The 16,971-nt window shown below is 73.6% G+C and carries 12 protein-coding genes; 4 read left to right on the forward strand and 8 right to left on the reverse strand.

All coding sequences use genetic code 11. The features are described 5' to 3' along the window. Nucleotides 1-40 precede the first annotated feature (40 nt). A complete protein-coding gene (locus ACH5HR_RS07365) occupies nt 41-2,341 on the forward strand; it encodes a 5'-nucleotidase C-terminal domain-containing protein (protein WP_416477110.1) in 2,301 nt (766 codons plus the stop codon). A gap of 65 nt (nt 2,342-2,406) precedes the next feature. On the opposite strand, the gene ACH5HR_RS07370 is transcribed toward ACH5HR_RS07365, so the two are convergent. Together ACH5HR_RS07370 and ACH5HR_RS07375 are read right to left on the reverse strand one after the other, a co-directional pair. Continuing rightward, nucleotides 2,407-2,685, reverse strand: a complete 279-nt coding sequence (locus tag ACH5HR_RS07370; RefSeq protein WP_416477111.1) for a hypothetical protein — start codon at nt 2,683-2,685, stop codon at nt 2,407-2,409. Nucleotides 2,686-3,372: 687 nt separating this feature from the next. Further along, nucleotides 3,373-3,828 (reverse strand): Lrp/AsnC family transcriptional regulator, encoded by a 456-nt coding sequence (locus ACH5HR_RS07375; protein ID WP_402376631.1) that lies wholly within the window; start codon nt 3,826-3,828, stop codon nt 3,373-3,375. A 123-nt stretch (nt 3,829-3,951) separates the two neighbouring features. Here ACH5HR_RS07375 and ddaH point away from each other — a divergent pair, with 123 nt between their 5' ends. The 3 genes from ddaH (at nt 3,952) to ACH5HR_RS07390 (ending at nt 7,507) form a co-directional block, all read left to right on the forward strand. Next, nucleotides 3,952-4,911, forward strand: coding sequence for a dimethylargininase (ddaH, locus tag ACH5HR_RS07380; protein WP_416477113.1), 960 nt, complete (start codon nt 3,952-3,954; stop codon nt 4,909-4,911). Further along, a complete protein-coding gene (ocd, locus tag ACH5HR_RS07385) occupies nt 4,908-5,984 on the forward strand; it encodes an ornithine cyclodeaminase (RefSeq protein ID WP_416477115.1) in 1,077 nt (358 codons plus the stop codon). Before ddaH ends, ocd begins: the two co-directional genes overlap by 4 nt. 140 nt (nt 5,985-6,124) lie before the next feature. After that, nucleotides 6,125-7,507 carry a zf-HC2 domain-containing protein gene (locus ACH5HR_RS07390; protein WP_416477117.1) on the forward strand — a complete coding sequence of 461 codons (1,383 nt, stop codon included), beginning with the start codon at nt 6,125-6,127 and terminating at the stop codon, nt 7,505-7,507. A 4-nt stretch (nt 7,508-7,511) separates the two neighbouring features. On the opposite strand, the gene rlmC is transcribed toward ACH5HR_RS07390, so the two are convergent. The 6 genes from rlmC to ACH5HR_RS07420 all read right to left on the reverse strand — a co-directional run bounded on the left by rlmC (nt 7,512) and on the right by ACH5HR_RS07420 (nt 16,818). Beyond that, entirely contained in the window at nt 7,512-8,801 is a 1,290-nt protein-coding gene (gene rlmC / locus ACH5HR_RS07395; RefSeq protein WP_416477119.1) for a 23S rRNA (uracil(747)-C(5))-methyltransferase RlmC, read from the reverse strand. A 19-nt stretch (nt 8,802-8,820) separates the two neighbouring features. Further along, nucleotides 8,821-9,408, reverse strand: a complete 588-nt coding sequence (locus tag ACH5HR_RS07400) for a DinB family protein (protein ID WP_402376618.1) — start codon at nt 9,406-9,408, stop codon at nt 8,821-8,823. Nucleotides 9,409-9,452: 44 nt separating this feature from the next. Next, nucleotides 9,453-12,407, reverse strand: coding sequence for an ATP-binding protein (locus tag ACH5HR_RS07405; RefSeq protein WP_416477121.1), 2,955 nt, complete (start codon nt 12,405-12,407; stop codon nt 9,453-9,455). 89 nt (nt 12,408-12,496) lie between these two features. Then, entirely contained in the window at nt 12,497-12,808 is a 312-nt protein-coding gene (locus ACH5HR_RS07410; protein WP_416477123.1) for a hypothetical protein, read from the reverse strand. Between the two features lie 166 nt (nt 12,809-12,974). Beyond that, nucleotides 12,975-13,382 (reverse strand): RidA family protein, encoded by a 408-nt coding sequence (locus ACH5HR_RS07415; protein WP_402376611.1) that lies wholly within the window; start codon nt 13,380-13,382, stop codon nt 12,975-12,977. A 136-nt stretch (nt 13,383-13,518) separates the two neighbouring features. Beyond that, a complete protein-coding gene (locus ACH5HR_RS07420) occupies nt 13,519-16,818 on the reverse strand; it encodes a S8 family serine peptidase (protein WP_416477124.1) in 3,300 nt (1,099 codons plus the stop codon). Nucleotides 16,819-16,971: the final 153 nt, after the last annotated feature.

Below are 16,971 nucleotides of genomic sequence, written 5' to 3' on the forward strand. Positions count from 1 at the left end.
GTGTGATTTCATCCATCTCGATCAGTGGGAGAAATCACACATGCACACCATGCGCAAGCAGGTGGCCGGAGCCACGACGCTCGGCCTCGCGCTCGCGGGTGTCGCCACCGTCGGCGCGCTGCCAGCCCAGGCCGCCGACCCTGTCGACATCCAGATCCTTGCCACGAACGACTTCCACGGCCGCATCCTCGAGGACACGTTCGGCGGCTCCGCCGGTGCGGCGGTGCTCGCCGGCGCGGTGCAGGAGCTGCGCGGGGAGAACCCGAACACGGTCTTCGCGGCGGCGGGCGACCTCATCGGCGCCTCGACGTTCGAGTCGTTCATCCAGCAGGACAAGCCGACCATCGACGCCCTCAACGCCGCGGGCCTCGACGTCTCGGCGGTCGGCAACCACGAGCTCGACGGCGGGTACCACGACCTGGTCGACCGCGTCCTCGGCGACTTCGACCCCGAGACCAACCCGTTCGGCGGTGCCGAGTGGGAGTACGTCGCCGCGAACCTCAAGATGCGGGCCACCGGCGACGACGCCGTCCCCGCCTCGTACATCTCGACCCAGGACGGCGTCGAGATCGGCTTCGTCGGCGCCGTGACCGAGGACCTGCCGTTCCTCGTCAGCCCCGCCGGCATCGAGGACATCGAGGTCACCGACATCGTCGAGGCGGCGAACGCCGAGGCGGACGCCCTGCGCGCGGAGGGTGTCGACGTCGTCGTCGTGCTCGTCCACGAGGGCGCCACGTCGAACGACTGCGCGAGCGTGACCGACGGCGCGTTCGGCGACGTCGTCACCGGGCTCGACGGCGACGTCGATGCGATCGTCTCGGGCCACACCCACCTCGAGTACGACTGCCGGGTCCCCGTCGCCGACTGGGCCGGGCGGGCCGTGACGGAGCGGCCCGTCGTCTCCGCCGGGCAGTACGGCGTGAACCTCAACCAGCTCGTCTACACCGTCGACCCGGGCACGGGCGAGATCCTCGGCCTGGAGACCGACGTGCTGCCGCTGCTCGGCAACTACCCGGCCGACCCCGAGGTGCAGCAGATCGTCGACGAGGCCGAGGACGTCGCCGCCGAGCTCGGTGCCGAGCCGCTCGGCGAGGTCTCCGGCGTCCACCACCGCGCGCAGCGCTGGGGCGTCGACGCCGAGACCGGCGAGGACGTCCTCGTCGAGAACCGTGGCGGCGAGTCCACCCTGGGCAACCTCGTCGCCGAGGTGCAGCGCTGGGCCACCGCGACCGAGGAGGCCGGTTCCGCGGAGATCGCGTTCATGAACCCGGGCGGCCTGCGGGCCGACCTGACCGGTGACCCGGAGGCGGAGCTGCCGCGCACCCTGACCTACCAGCAGGCCGCCGTGGTGCAGCCGTTCGCCAACACGCTGGTCAACATGCGGCTCACGGGCGAGCAGGTCAAGACGGCGCTCGAGCAGCAGTGGCAGCGCGACGCCTCCGGCGACGTCCCGTCGCGGCCGTTCCTGCGGCTCGGGGCCTCCGAGGGCTTCACCTACACCTATGACCCGGCGCTCGCGGAGGGCGACCGGATCACGGGGATGTGGCTCGACGGCGAGGCGATCGACCTCGATGCCTCCTACTCGGTGACGGTGAACTCGTTCCTGGCCACCGGCGGGGACAACTTCCACGTCTTCGCCGACGGCGCCGACGCGCGGGACACCGGCAAGGTCGACCTGACGGCGTTCGTCGACTACATGGCGGAGCACGCCGTGGACGAGCCGCTCGGGGTCGACCCGAGCCAGCGCGCCGTCGGGGTGTCGTTCAGCGTGAACGAGGCGCTCGAGGCCGGTGCGCCGACGGCGTTCGAGGTGTCGTCCTGGTCCATGTCCGCCCCGGCCGACGTCACGGACGACGAGCTGGTCGTCGAGCTCGACGGGCAGGAGCTCGGCCGGTTCGCCGTCGACAGCACCGTGGGCACCGAGCCGTTCGACGAGGTCGGGACCGCGTCGGTCGAGCTCACCCTGCCCGACGGGCAGGCCGGCACGCTGACGCTGGTCGGTGCGGCCACGGGCACCGAGGTCGTCGTCGGGGAGGTGGAGGCCTCGGGCCCGCCGGAGTGGGTGCGCGGCGAGGTCTACACCGCGGGCGACCAGGTCACCTACGACGGTGCGGTCCACGAGGCCATGTGGTGGACCACGGAGACCCCGGGGGCCTCGCCGTGGGGCTCGTGGCAGGAGATCGCGACGATGGCGGACGGCACGGCGGTGTGGACGCCCTCGCGGGTCTTCACCGCCGGTGACGTCGTCGAGCACGACGGCGCCACCTTCGAGGCGCAGTGGTGGACGCGGAACCAGGAGCCCGGCGACTCGCCGTGGGGCCCCTGGCGCCTCACCGACTGATTCCGGACCGGGCGCCCGGCAGCCTTCCTCGACCGGCCAGGTGGGGGGAGGGGCCGGGCGCCCGTTCAGTCCCAGTCGCAGGCGGCGCTGACGTAGTCGAAGAACGCTGCCCGAGCCTCCTCGGGCAGCGGGAGGTAGACCGGCGGCTGCGCGACGCCGTCCACGGTGGTCAGGACCGGTGTGAACGTGCCGCGCTTGTCCTCGGCCACGGCGTGCGGGTCGCACCGCTGCGGGACGACGTCGAGGACCACGTCGCCGGCGCCGTCCGGCTCCACGGCGTCGCCCGTCCACGCCTCCGAACCGTCGGCCGGGGCCATGAGCGTGGTGCCCGTGATCCGCTCCACCGCGACCCGCGACCCGCGGGCCGCCGGGTACCGGCTCGACCCGGACGCGCAGCAGGAGCACCAGCTCGCCGCCGCGCCGCTCGGTCGCCAGGTCCGGCAGCACGTTCAGCGACGCCCCGGACGCCACGAGCCGCCGGGCGCACTCCTGGGTGTGGACGGCGGCGAGGCGCCCGTGCGGGTCCGTCGCGGTCAGCGCCACCTCCCTCGGCGGTCCCGACGCAGCGGCCTCACCGAGCGCGACCGTCACGCGCACCGGCACGGTGCCCTCGCCGTCGTCCCCGGGGGTGCCCGACGCCGGTGGTGCGGACGCGCAGTCCACGTCGCCGAGGGTGATCCGGACGTCCCGCGCCGCCCCCGGCCGCAGCGTCGCGGGCTGCTGGGCGCCGTCCGGGCCGCTCGGCCCGAACCCGTCGGCCCCCATGCTCCCGGACAGGAGCGTCAGCGTCGCGGCCGAGCCGTTGGTCACGTGCAGCTTGGCGGTGCCCTCGGCGTACTGGGTGCGATCCTGGCGGACCTCGACCCGCAGGCTCGAGGTGACGTCGTCGGGCACGGTCGCGGTGGTCGCCGGGGCCGACGGCGTCCTCGACGGAGCGTCCGGCGGCTCGCCCGCCGAGCCGCATGCCGAGACCGCCACGACCACGACGGACGTGGCCAGCACCCTGGCGGCGCGGCCGCGACGACCGACCGTCACACCGACCCCGCGTCGGCACGGGCCGGGCGGTCGATCACCCGGGACATGACGATCGCCGTGCGGGTCTTGTCGACGCGCGCGCCGACCCGGAACGACTCGACGATGCGTTCCACGTCCGCCATGGAGTCCGCCATGATCTGCACCAGCGCGTCGGCCTCGCCGGTGACGGTGTCCACGCGGACCACCTCGGGGATCGGGCCGAAGTCGCGCTCCAGGGCGGCTGGGGAGATGTTGCCGCGGCAGAAGATCTCGACGTACGCCTCGATGCGCCAGCCGAGCTGCTCCGGCGAGACGCGGACGGTGAACCCGGAGATCTCCCCGCGCGCCTGCATGCGGTCGACGCGCCGCTTCACGGCGGGCGCGGAGAGCCCCACGGTCTCGCCGATCTCCGCGTAGGACGCCCGCCCGTCGCGCAGCAGGTGTCCCACGATCCGGCGGTTGGTCTCGTCCACGGTGCATTCTCCACTCGTCGGCGGCGATTCGTTGCGTCAAGGGTAGCGAATCATGCAGAAAGGGCATCCCAGGCGCATGATTCAGTACGTCGGGGGCAACGCCGCACCCCCTACGGTCACCGCATGACGTTGATCACACCGCCCGTCGCGCCTCCCGAGCCCGGCACGGCGACGCACACCGCCCGAGACCGCACCGCGACCCCGCGCCACTTCCTCATGTGCCCCCCCGTGCACTTCGACGTCGTCTACGCGATCAACCCGTGGATGGACGTCACCGTGCCCGTCGACGCCGGCCACGCCGTCGTCCAGTGGCAGGCGCTCAAAGCGGCGTACGAGTCGCGCGGGCACACGGTCGACGTCATCTCGCCCGAGCCAGGCCTGCCCGACATGGTCTACGCGGCCAACGGCGGCGTCGTCGTCGGCGGCAAGGCGCTCGCGGCACGCTTCACGTTCCCCGAGCGCCGGCCCGAGGGCGTCGCGTACGAGGCATGGCTGCGCGAGTCCGGCCCGGTCCGCGGCCTCGTCAGCCTCGGCCAGGCCGCCGAGCGCAACGAGGGCGAGGGCGACCTGCTGTGGGACGGCCAGGTCATGCTCGCCGGCACCGGCTTCCGCACCACCCGCGCCGCGCACGCCGAGGTCGCCGAGCGGCTCGGCGTCGACGTCCTCACGCTCGAGCTCGTCGACCCGCGCTTCTACCACCTCGACACGGCCCTCGCCGTGCTCAGCACCGGCGGGCCCGACGGCGGCACGCGCGCCGAGATCGCCTACTTCCCCGAGGCCTTCACCCCGGAGTCCCGGGCGACGCTGCGCGAGCGGTACCCGGACGCCGTCGAGGCCACCGAGGCCGACGCCGCCGTGCTCGGCCTCAACGCGGTGAGCGACGGCCGCCACGTCTTCCTCACCGACCGCGCCACCGGGATGCACGCCGCCCTGCGCGACCGTGGCTTCGAGCCCGTCGGCATCGACCTGTCCGAGCTGCTCAAGGGTGGCGGCTCGGTCAAGTGCTGCACCCTCGAGCTGCGGCCCGACCCGGCCCGCGCCACCGCGCCCGCCGCACCCGTCGTGAAGGAGGCCCGAGCATGACCACCGTCGACCTGCTGGACGTCCCCGCCGCCGCCCGCTGGATCGCCGCCCGCGGCCCCGAACGGATCATCGCCGAGCTGACCGACGCCCTCGCGGCCGACTTCCGCCGCTGGCCCGAGCTCGACAAGCGCCCCCGCGTCGCCTCGCACTCCGACGAGGGCGTCATCGAGCTCATGCCCACCTCCGACGGCGTCACCTACGGCTTCAAGTACGTCAACGGCCACCCGGTGAACCCGCTGCGAGGCTTCCAGACCGTCACCGCGTTCGGTGTGCTCGCCGACGTGCACAACGGGTACCCGACGTTCCTCGCGGAGATGACGCTGCTCACCGCGCTGCGGACCGCCGCCACCTCCGCGCTCGCGGCGCGCGCCCTCGCGCGGCCCGACTCGCGCACGCTCGCCCTGATCGGCACCGGCACGCAGGCGGAGTTCCAGGCGCTCGGCATGCGAGCCGCCCTGGGGATCACCCACGTACGCGCGTGGGACGTCGACCCCGCGGCGCGCGAGAAGCTGGTCCGCAACGCCCGCAGCCTCGGCTTCGAGGTGCACGAGGCCACCAGCGCCGCCGACGCCGTCCGGGGCGCCGACGTCGTCACCACCTGCACCGCCGACAAGCGCAACGCCACCGTGCTGACCCTCGACATGCTCGCGGACGCCGCCCCCGGCGTGCACGTCAACGCCATCGGCGGCGACTGCCCCGGCAAGACCGAGCTCGAGGCCGGCATCCTCACCGCGCCGGGCACCGCCGTCGTCGTCGAGTACGAGCCGCAGACGCGGATCGAGGGCGAGATCCAGCAGCTCCCGGCCACGTCCGAGGTGACCGAGCTGTGGCAGATCCTCACCGGCGACGCCCCCGGGCGCACCAGCCCCGACCAGGTGACCGTGTTCGACTCCGTCGGGTTCGCCGTCGAGGACTGGACCGCCCTGCGCTACGTGCACGCGGCCGTGCTCGCCGACCCCGACGCGCGCCGGCTCCTGCGGCAGGTCGACCTCATCGCCGAGCCGACCGACCCCAAGGACCTGTGGTCGCTGATCTCCGCGGAGGTGCTGCAGCCTCTGGTGCGACGGCTCTGACGGCTGTGACGTCGTCCACGACCGGGCGCCTGCACCGCGGGACCGACTTGCCCTACCCCTGCCGCGCACTGCGATCATGGGCCGGCGCGGGGTAGTGACCGCACGGAACACGCCGGGCGGCCGGCAGAGAGCGAGGTCGCGTGAGCGCGTCAGGCAGGGGCCGGGAGCGGGCTCTCGACGACGGTTCGGCCCCGCAGAGCGACCCTGCCGTCGACGACGCCGTCCAGCGCCTGCGCGCCGTGGCCCGGGCCGCCGGGCACCCCGACGGCCCCGGCGCCGCCGGCTCGGCCGACCCGGACGTCGTCCGCACGGCGCTGGCGACCCTGCCGCACGACGACCAGCAGCTCCTGTGGTCCCAGCACGTGCTGGGTCGGGGCATCGAGGTGGTCGCCCGCGAGCTGGGCCTCCATGCGCGGGCGGCGGCACGGCGCCTGCGGTCCGCGGAGGACCGCCTCGGCCGCGCGCTCTCCGCCGCACACGCGCGCACGCCGGGCCGCGAGAGGTGCATGGAGACGCGGGGCGCGCTCCACGACTACGTCACCCACCGGCTCGGCGCCGGGCGTCGGCAGACTCTCGAGGACCACCTGTTCGGCTGTGCCGGATGCATGCGCTCGTTCATCGACGTGCGCCACGCCGCGTGGGCCCTGCGGGACACCGCACCCCTGCTCCTGGGTGGGCTCGCCGCCACGGGCGCCGCCGCGCCGGTCGTGGTCGGCGCGGCCGGAGCCGCCACCACGCACACCGGCTTGCTCGCCGCGCTGGGGCCCGTCGGGACAGCGCTCGCGGCCGGCTGGGAGTGGGTCGACCGAGGGCTGCGTCAGGTGTTCGGACGCCCCGTCGCGGTGGCCGCCGGTGTCGGGCTGGCCGCGGTCGCCGTCGCCGCGGTGGCGATGGTGAGCGGACTCCCCGGCGGGAGCTCCGAGGCCCCGGCTCCGCCCCCGGTCGCGCAGGCACCCGCCGCGCCGGACGAGCCGGCCGTGGACGAGACACCCGAGCCGTCCGCGACGCCGAGCGAGCCGGACCCCTCGCCGTCGGGCACGCCGGAGCCGACGCCGAGCGAGCCCGGACCGACGCCGTCGGGCACGGTCGAGCCGCAGCCGCAGACCGTCAGGGAACCGGAGCCCACGCTGAGCGCGGAACCCGAGCCGACGCCGTCGGACACCGCACCTCCGCGCGACCCGGAGCCGACGACCAAGCCGCCCGCCACGGAGCCGACGAGCCCGCCGACGACGGCGCCGCCCGAGGACCCGCCCCCGACGTCACCCGAGCCCGAGCCGGTGCCGGAGGAGCGCACCGTCGCGCTGACCGTCGGCGGGATCGGCTGGTTCCGGGTGGTCCCGAGCGATGGTGCGGAGATCGTCGCGGTGGAGACGGCCGAGGGCTACACCAAGGCGGAGTTCGGGTGGGACGACTCCTGGCGCGTGTGGACGGCGAACGCCAGGCGCGGCACCGTCCAGGTGACCGTTCGGGGCGACCCGGGCTCGGCGCCCGGCGCGTCGCTGGCGCTCTGGCAGCGCGGCTGACGGCCTACCTCGGCCGGAGCGCTGCGACCTCGCGTTCGAGGAGGACGAGCACCTCGTAGTGGTCCGTCTGCGGGAACATGTCGAGCAGCACCGCCCGCCGAGGCCGCAGCGACGGCATCTCGGCCAGGTCCCGGGCGAGCGTCGAGGCCCGGCAGCTCGAGTAGAGCACGCGGCCCACGCCCGACGTCTCCAGACGCCGCGCCAGGTCCGCCCCGATCCCGCGCCGCGGCGGGTTGACGACCACCAGCTCCGGGTCCGTGTCGGTGCCGAGCGCGAACCCGGTCGCGTCGCCCGCGGAGAACCGGACCTCGCGCATCGCGTCGCGCCACCACGAGGCGTCCCGACCGCCGACGACGGCGTCCGGCGGCAGCGCGGCCAGCTCGCCCGCCGTCGTGGTCGCCGATGCCACGGCCTCCGCCGAGAGCTCGATGCCGCTCACCGACCGGCCCGGCGCCGCGCAGTGCAGCGCGAAGCCGCCGACCCCGCAGTACAGGTCCCACAGCGACGCCGGGTCCACCTCGTCGACCCACTGCCTGGCCTGCCGGTACAGCGTCGCGGCGACCTCGGTGTTGGTCTGGAAGAAGCTCTGCGGGCGCAGGTGCAGCGTGATGCCGTCGACGCGCATCGGCAGCGTCTCGCGCTCGGTGAGCACGATCTCCTGCTCACCCTCCAGCACCGCGGCGTGCGCCGGCTGGACGTTGACGCTGAGCACGGCCAGCCCTGGCAGCGCGGAGTGCAACCAGGGCAGGTGCTTGCGGATCCGGGCCACCGCCTCGGTGGACCGCAGCACCAGGCGGACCATCAGCTCGCCGTCGGGGGAGAGGGTGACCAGCACGTGCTTGAGCTCGCCGCGGCGGGCGGCGTCGCGCGGGGTGACCTTGCGGCGGCGGGAGGTGCCGCCGTCGGGCGCAGCGCCGTCCGGGCCGGTGGCGGGCGAGAGGTCGTAGGGCTGGAGCCGGGCGCGCGTGACCAGCTCGGCCAGCGGGCCGAACGCCGCCTGCAGCGGCGCCGGGTAGAGGCCGCAGTCCGTGAGGTCGACGCTCCGCCCGGCGTACGGGCCGGGCGGGCCGACGATCCCGAGCACCGGCGCGTCCACCGTGCCCGTGACCACCATCTTGGCCTTGTTCCGGAAGCCGCTCTCGGCGCCGGTGACCGCGGGCAACCAGGTGACGCCGTCGTACGCCGCGAGCAGCTCGCGGACGTGCGCCTCCTTGCCGGCCACCTGCGCCGGGCGGTCGAGCTGGATCAGGGTGCACGAACGGCACCGGCCGGCGTCGTAGTGAGGGCACTGCACCCGTCCATTGTCCCGCCCGTCAGGCGGGGAGCCGTTCGGCGATGGCCCGGACCTTCGTCACGTACGCCTCCTGGTCGATGTCCGGGATGTTCGTCGCGCGCGGCACGAGCCCGACGGCGCCGTCGATCTCCTCGCGCACGATGTCGGCGTGCCCGGCGTGCCGGCTCAGGTCGTAGATCACGTGCACGATGATCCGCTCCAGCGTGACGTCCCCGCGCTCGCCCCACCACGGCACGCGTCCCGGTGCATCCAGCGGCAGCTCGGTGATGGTGGCGTCGGCGAACTCGGCGGCGCGGCGGTAGAGGTCGATGATCTGCTCCGCGGACTCGTCGGCCGTCGCGTAGAAGTCCGCGTTGGGGTCCTCCTCGAGCTGGGCGTCCGACGGCACCTCGTGCGGCGTCGGCCAGGGCCGCCCGAAGACCTCGCCGAAGTAGCCGGACTCGATGCTGGCGGCATGCTTGATCAGTCCCAGCAGGTTGGTCCCGGTGGGCGTGCGCGGCATCCGCAGCTCCCGTTCCGAGAGTCCTTCCAGCTTCCACAGGAGCGACTCGCGGACCTCGTGCAGGTAGTGCAGCAACATCTGCCGGGTGTCGGGGTAGACGTTCATGGACGAGGCTCCTTCGCCAGGTACGGATCGGGATGGTCGGTGCGTCAGACGGTGAGCAGCCCACGGCGGGTGGCCACGGCGACCGCCTCGGCGCGTCCCGAGACCCCGAGCTTGGCCAGGACGTTCGACACGTGGACGCTGACCGTCTTGGTGGAGATGTAGAGCCGCTCGCCGATCTGCCGGTTCGACAGGCCCTGGGCGACGAGGCCGAGCACCTGCTCCTCGCGCTCGGTGAGGGTGGAGGTCTCCCGGCGTGCCCCGGGGACGGCGAGGCGGGCACGCTTCGTCCAGGCGAGCACGGCGTCGGCCAGCGGGCGGGCGCCCATCTCCTGGGCCTCGTGCAGGGCCTCGACGGCTTCGAGCTCGGCGGCGGCGCGGTCCCCGGCGGCCCGCAGCGCCTGCGCCCAGCGGAACCGTGACCGTGCGGTCTCGTACCGGTAGCCGTAGGAGAACTCGCGCACGGTGGCCTCCCAGACGGCCGGGTCCGCGGGCGTCTGGTCGGTGGCGGCGGCGAGCCGGGCGTGCTCAGCCGCGGCGCGGCGCAACCAGGCGCGACCCTCCGGGCCGAGGACGCCGCCGCGCGGGCGGCCTCGCTCGGCCGTCTCGCGGGCGACCGCGAGCAGCTCGTCGCCCTGTGCGCGCAGGGTCGTCATCGGCTCCGTGCCACCACCGGGCCCGCCGGAGCCCTCAGCGGCCTCGGCCAACGCCGCCAGGGCGAGCGCCGAGATCCAGATGCGGCCCAGGAAGTAGGTGCTCCACACGGCGCCGAGGTGCGCGACGACGGTGCCGGCCAGGTCGAGCGCCTCGTCGTACCGGCCCGCGAAGGTGAGGGCGTCGATGCGGCAGCCGCCGGAGATGAGCGCGATGAACCCGTCAGTGTCCCACTCCTTCTGCAGCGCCTGCGTGGTGTCCAGGACACGGTCGTCACCGCGCGCGACCGCGGCGTACAGGCCGGCGCTCTCCAGCACCATCGCCTCCAGCGCCGGGACTCCGTCCCGCGGGGCCGCCTCCGTCAGGTCGCCGCGCACGTAGCGCAACAGCTCGGCGATCATCCGCATCGAGATGCCGGTGGAGCTGCGCGTCGTGGCGGTCTCCTTGGCGCGCGCCAGTCCCTCGCGCAGCAGCTGCTCCGCGACGTCCAGCCGACCCGCGTAGTACCAGGTCGTGGCGAGGTTGTACCGGCAGCGCAGCTCGGCACCGAGGCTGCCCGCCTCGATCGCGCGGTGCATCGCGGACTCGATGAGGCGGGCCGCCGTCTCCGGGTCGCCCACCTCGATCACGGCCAGGGAGGCGAGCGCGTCGGCCTCCGCCTGCGGCGCCGCGGCCCGGTGTGCCACGTCGATCGCCCGTTCCAGGAAGTCGCGCGCCGCGTCGTCGTCGTCGCGGTTCATCTCGATCCGCCCGCGGACGGCGAGGGTCGAGGCGAGCTCCTCCGTCGGGTCGGTCGCCAGCACCTCGAGCGCGAGGTCGGTCTGGCGGGTCGCCTCGCTCATGTCCTCCTCCACGTCGAGGAGGTTGCGGGCCAGGACGTGCCGCAGGCTCGCCTGGCGTGCCGGGTCGCCGTCGAGCGACTCGATCGCGCGGCGGGTGAGCTGGACGGCGCGGGTGGGCTGACCGTTGCGAGCCGCCGCGGCCGCCGCGTCGAGCGCGACGGCGACCCGGTCGACGCCGACGCGGGCGGCGGCGTCGGGCACCGAGTCCCACAGCGAGAGCACCTGCTCGAGGTGCCGGAGCTCCTCGGTCGGAGCGAGCAGGTCCCGCGCCCGGCCGGCCGCGTCGAAGGACGCCGTGAGCGCCGTCGGCAGGTCGTGGCCCTGCTGCGCGTGGTGCGCACGCTCGGCCGCCGACCCCAGCTCGGGCGAGGCCACGAGCGCCGAGAGGTACGCCAGGTGCATGGCGCCGCGCTCGCCGGGCAGCAGGTCGAGGTAGAGCGCCTCCGCGAGCAGGGCGTGGCGGAACGCCAGGTGCGCACCCTCGACGGCGAGCACCTGGTGGGTGACGGCGTCGCGCAGCGCGGCGGCGGCCACGGCAGGGTCCTCCAGCCCGGGTGTCCCGGCGGCCGCGGAACGCAGCAGGTCCTCGCGGACCTGGCGCCCCGCGACCGAGGCGAGGCGGACGAGCTGCTGCACCTCCGGCGCGAAGCTCTGCATCCGGGCGTGCAGCACGTCGGCGAGCGACCAGGGCAGCGTCCCGGTCGCCATGCCCGCGGCGACCAGCTCCTCGGCGAAGAACGCGTTGCCCTCGGACCGGCGCAGCACGTCGGCGAAGTCGCGTTCCGGCAGCGGGCCGTCGTTGAGCGCGGTGGTGAAGTCGCGCAGCTCGCTGGCGGTGAACGGGTTCAGCTCGACGTGGTCCACCCGCTCCGAGCGGTGCAGCTCGGCCAGCAGGGGCCGCAGCGGGTGCCGGCGGTCGACGTCGTCGCTGCGGTAGGTGAGCACGAGCAGCAGGTGCTCGGTGCGCAGGCGTGTGATGAGGAAGCGCAGCACGTCACGCGTCGAGGGGTCGGCCCAGTGCAGGTCCTCGATCACCAGCACGAGCGGTGCGCCGGCCCGGCCGACCGCCGCGAACGCGCTCGCGAGCCCGTCGAGCAGCGGCAGGCGTTCCGCGTGCTGGTCGTCCTGGGCGGCATGAGAGCCGGCGGGGTCGAGGAGCCGCGCGAGCGCCGGACGCTCCGCGACCAGCTCGGTGACGCAGGCCGCGACGTCGTCGTCCGTGCTGCCCGTCCCGGCCGGCCGGCGCAGCTGTCCCAGCGCCTCGGTGAACGGCAGGTACGGGATGCCGATCTCGCCGAGGTCGACGCAGTGGGCGACGACGACGCGCCCGCCGGCCTCCTCGGCAGCGCCCGCGAGGTGGGTGACGAGCCGTGTCTTGCCCACGCCCGCGTCGCCGCCCACGACGAGCACGCCCGGTTCGCCGGCGGCCGCGCGGTCGAAGGACCTGCGGAACCCGGCGACCTGGTGCTCGCGAGCGACGAGCGGGATCTGTGACGAGCGGCGCACCTTCGCATCGTCCCACCCGGTACCGACAACGGCCGAGGGAATTCCGGCCGCCGTCGTGCCCGGGGGGTGCCGCGTCGTCGTGCGCGGGATCACGCCGCGCGGCGGGCGTGGTCGGCCGCAGGGTGGAGCGCGGCGAGGCCCGACTCGATCTCGGCGGACCGGCGAGCCATCCGTGCGTCCCAGGCGACCGGGTCGGTGCGGTCCGCCACGGTGTCGATCGTGTCGGCCAGGCGGTCGACGGCGTCACGCGCCCGGACGGCCAGACCGCGTTCGCGAGCCTGGCGCCGTGCGGCGCGCCGTGCCCGCCAACGGCTCCAGAAGGACGGCGCACCGTAGGACCGGGCGGCGCGCTCGCGTCGGTAGGCCAGCTCCGCCTCGAAGGCGGGTCCCTGCATGCTCATGATGTGTCCCCTCGCCGTGCCACCGGTCGTTCCGGCATGACTCCACCCTCGTGCTGAGGTGGGGGTCTGCGGATCGTCCGGTCACCCAGTTCTTCGGGGCCGGGGGTACCTCAGACGAGGGCCTCATGGCGGCTCACGGGGTCTGAGGTGCCTCAGCGGAGCGAGCTCAGCGGGGTGCGACGACGGCCCAGGCCTCGATCTCGACGAGCTGGTCCGGGTAGCCGAGCACGGTGACGCCGGCGAGCGTGCTCGGCACGGGATGGTCGGCGAACCGCGCGTGCACCACGTCCCAGGCGGTGTGCAGGTCGCCGGGGTCGGTCGTGGCGACGAGCACGCGGCTCCCGAGCACGTCGGTGAGGGTCGCCCCGGCGGCGTCCAGCGCGGTGACGAGGTTGTCGAGGCACTGCGCCGTCTGGGCGGCGATGTCGCCGGGTGCGACGGTGCGGCCGTCGAGGTCGAGAGGGCAGGAACCGGCGAGCTGCACATGCCGGTGGTCGCCGGTGGTCGTGGCCGCGTAGGCGTAGGGGGCGGTCGGCGCGAGGCCGGGGACGTCGAGGAGGCGCACGGAGGGCATGTCGCGAGGCTAGGGCGGCCGGCGCCCCGTGTCATGAGGATTCGTCGCCCGGTCGGATCGGCAGTTCGTGACCTGATCGGCAGCTTGAACTGCCGATCAGGTCACGGACTGCCGACCAGACGGTGGGGGCAGGCGGTCAGCGCCGGTGCTTGAACACCGTCACCTTCACCGGGGTCTCGACGATCGTGGTGCCGGGCACCTCGTCCGCCACGAGCTCGGTGTGCACCACACCCTTGCCGGGCCGCTTGGCCTTCAGCGTCACGTCGTACGTGAGGCTGCCGCCCGGGGTCGGTTCGGTCGAGGTGACCACCTGGGTGCTGCCGTCCGGCAGCTCCGCGACCATGTCGCCCTCGCCGGCGGCGTTCTCCGCCCCGACCAGGAACGGCATCCCGGGATCGGTGATCGCGTCCGCGTAGTCGAACGTGACGTCCTGCTCACCGTTGGTGCCGATCCACACCTGGAACGACCGGGCGTCCTGGGTGCCCCAGACGTACATGTCCCACTGGACCACCAGCCAGCTGTCGACCCCGTCGGTGAGGCTGCCGATGCGCACACCCTCGGCCGCGGTGCCGTCGCCGGCCTCGCTGTTCAGGTCGGTCCAGAACGGTGCGAGCACCGAGTTGGGACGGGCCGACGACGCGCCGTCCGGCAGGTCGCAGCAGTTGTTGTCCTCGGACGTCCCGCCGCCGGCCACGAGGTAGCCGTTGGAGTCGACGCCGAGCGACGTGTACGTCCGGCCGTTGAACGAGTAGGCCGGCACGTCGTAGTTCGTCAACGTCTCGTCGCCGAAGGACTCCGGCGAGATGCCGAAGTCTTCGAGGTCGAGGAACCCGGAGCCGTCGAGGGCGTCGACGCTCGGCACGCCGAGCTCCGCGGCCGCGAGGTCCCCCGACTCCGAGTGCTTGCCCTTCAGCGCCCGCTCGCCCGTGGTGGTGAGCGACACCGACTGCTCGTTGAACGACTCGTTGGTCGCCGTCACGGTGCAGTCCACCCGGTCCTTGAAGTGGATCGACTCCTCCTCGCAGGACTGGGTCAGCGCCACGTTGCCCTGGGTGGGCACGAAGGCGACCGGCAGGTGGCCGTTACCGCGCTGGGTGCGGAACGTGATCTCGGCGAACTTCTGCTCGCCGCTGGCCGAGGTGTCGGTGATCGTGATGTCGAACGACACGCTCTTGCCGGGACGGACCGTCGCGATCCGAGGGCTGAACGAGATCTTCGTGCCCCGGGGCGCGTCGGCCTTCGGGCGCACGACCAGGTGGCGGCCCGACGTGTTCTCGAGCGTGCGCGTGGTGGTCAGCCTGCCGGGCAGGGTCGGTGCGTTGATCGACGGGATGTTGAGGTCGACCGCGTGCACCGGGTCCGTGGTCAGCGTGGCGAAGCTCGCCGTGGTGTCGCTGATCGTGAACGGCGGCGTCAGCGACTCGCCGACGTCGACGCGGCCCGCGCCCATGTCGAACGGGTCGGCCGGGGTGGTCAGGTCTTCCTTCACGACGTCGGTGGTCGACTGGGTCATGATGGCCGACTTGATCTGCCCCGGCGTCCAGTCGGGGTTCGCCGCGCGGAGCAGCAGGCCCACGCCGGCGATGTGCGGGGAGGACATCGAGGTGCCGTTGATCGCCTGGTAGTACTGGCCGGACGGACCGCTCTCAGGGGCCGCCGGCGTCGGCGTCATAGCTGCGAGGACCTGCACGCCGGGCGCGGTGATGTCCGGCTTGATGACCGGGCCCGCCGGGCCACGGGAGGAGAACGCCGCGATGACGTCACCCTGACCCTCGGACGGCGCGCCGTCGGTGAACGTGCCCGTCACCCCCGAGCGCTCCTCGAACCACGCCATCATCTCGGTGCCGTCCGCGAGGTGCACGGCCGGCAGGTAGTGGTTGTCGGTGGCCACGTCGGCGAGCGTCGGGTTGTAGAGGATCATGCCCTCGGCGTCGCCCTGCATCACGTGGTAGCCCTTGAGGACGCGGGCGTTCTCGCCGCGCTCGCAGAGCACGATCATGCCCTCGAAGGTGCCCTCGGGTGCCGGCTCGAGGCACATCGGGTCGGAGTAGGGCGGCTCGGAGGCGTGCACGACCGGCAGCGGCTCCTCCACGCCCTCGACGATGGAGGCGCCGTCGGCGGTGAACGTCGAGCCGTCGTCGGCCGTCAGCGTGAGCGTCGAGCTGAACTCGCGCGTCTGCGTCGAGGCGGCGACCGTGGTCACCCACGGGCTCACGTGGTTCGCCGTCGCGGCGCCCGGACCGGAGTTGCCGGCCGACGCCGCGACGAAGACCCCGGCGTCGTAGGCGTTGAGGAACGCGATCTCGACCGGGTCGGAGACGGTGCTGCCGCCCGAGATCGAGTAGTTGATCGCGTCGACGTCGTCGACGATCGCCTGCTCCACGGCGGCGACCAGGTCGGAGGTGTAGCCGCCGCCCGGGCCGAGCGCCTTGTACTCGATGATCTTCGCGCCGGGTGCGACGCCCTGGATCTTCTCGAGCTCCGGGCCGATGGTCTGGACGTCCTCGACGACGTTGCCCGCCGACGTGCCCGAGGTGTGGGAGCCGTGTCCCTCCGCGTCCCGTGCGGTGCCCTCGTACAGGTACTCACCCGGGTTCAGCAGGTCGTACATCGCGGTGAAGGAGTAGCCGCCGATGAGCTTGTCGTTGCACTCGAACGGGTCGTCCTCGGGCGTCAGCGGGTTGTCGCCGTAGTTGCAGGCGACCGCCGGGCCGTCGTACGAGCTGAGGTTGCCGTCGTCGGCGAACGAGGGGTGCTCCGGCCAGAGTCCGGTGTCGATGTTGCCGAGCACGAGCCCGTCGCCGGCCTCCGCCTCGGTGCCCAGCTCCTCGTAGGCCGCGGGGGCGTCGATGAAGTCGGTGCTCGAGTCGGTCAGCGGCTTCTCGAGCGTGTTCTCCTGCACGGCGACCACGCCGGGCACCTCGAGCAGCGCCGGGATCTCGTCGCCGGGGACGAGCGCGGCGACGCCGCCGTAGACGACGTCGAAGCTGGTCACGACCTCGGTTCCGGGGACGGCGTCCTGGACGTCCGCGGTGATCGAGCGCTCCTGCTTCTCGACGTACCCCCGGTAGCGCTTCTCGGCGGGGGCGTTCTTCGTCAGGGGCTCGCCGGTGACGGCGGGGCTGGTCGCGTCGTACTCCGGCACGGAGCCGTCGTAGGAGGCCACGGCGTCGTAGTCGTACTTGACCATGACGGGGATCTTCTTGCTCGAGCTGAGCGAGAGCAGCTTCTTCGGCGTCTCGACGAGCGCGCTCGTGGGCGCCTTGGGGCCGTCCTCCCGCGACGTCGCGGTCGGTTGCGCCTCGGTGAGGCTGAGGTCGTCCGGGTCCTGCGGCGCGGCGCCGGCCCCCGTGGCGGTGAGAGAGGTGATGACCAGCGCGGCGCCGGAGGTGATGGCGGCGAGCCGGAGTCTGGACTGGTGTTTCCGCAAGCGCATGTGAGCGCACCCTTCGTCTCGGTCCGTAACGAGACTTCCGGCCTGTGGCCACTGCGTCGTGGCTCCCGTCGCCGGAGGTCCCTCGCAAGATAGTCCTTCTGTGATGCAGGCAACATTCGAGCGTGTGTCGGGCGTGTGTCGGGGCACAGCGAA

Origin of the sequence: Isoptericola maris, assembly GCF_048065335.1 — a bacterium.
Lineage (GTDB): Bacteria > Actinomycetota > Actinomycetes > Actinomycetales > Cellulomonadaceae > Isoptericola > Isoptericola rhizosphaerae.

What these genes read in the sequence shown, in the direction of transcription:
- ACH5HR_RS07400 (WP_402376618.1), bottom strand. Translation starts at nt 9,408, where the DNA reads ATGAACGTCTACCCCGACACCCGGCAGATGTTGCTGCACTACCTGCAC.
- ACH5HR_RS07365 (WP_416477110.1), top strand. Translation starts at nt 41, where the DNA reads ATGCACACCATGCGCAAGCAGGTGGCCGGAGCCACGACGCTCGGCCTC.
- ocd (WP_416477115.1), top strand. Translation starts at nt 4,908, where the DNA reads ATGACCACCGTCGACCTGCTGGACGTCCCCGCCGCCGCCCGCTGGATC.
- ACH5HR_RS07410 (WP_416477123.1), bottom strand. Translation starts at nt 12,808, where the DNA reads ATGAGCATGCAGGGACCCGCCTTCGAGGCGGAGCTGGCCTACCGACGC.
- ddaH (WP_416477113.1), top strand. Translation starts at nt 3,952, where the DNA reads ATGACGTTGATCACACCGCCCGTCGCGCCTCCCGAGCCCGGCACGGCG.
- ACH5HR_RS07415 (WP_402376611.1), bottom strand. Translation starts at nt 13,382, where the DNA reads ATGCCCTCCGTGCGCCTCCTCGACGTCCCCGGCCTCGCGCCGACCGCC.
- ACH5HR_RS07420 (WP_416477124.1), bottom strand. Translation starts at nt 16,818, where the DNA reads ATGCGCTTGCGGAAACACCAGTCCAGACTCCGGCTCGCCGCCATCACC.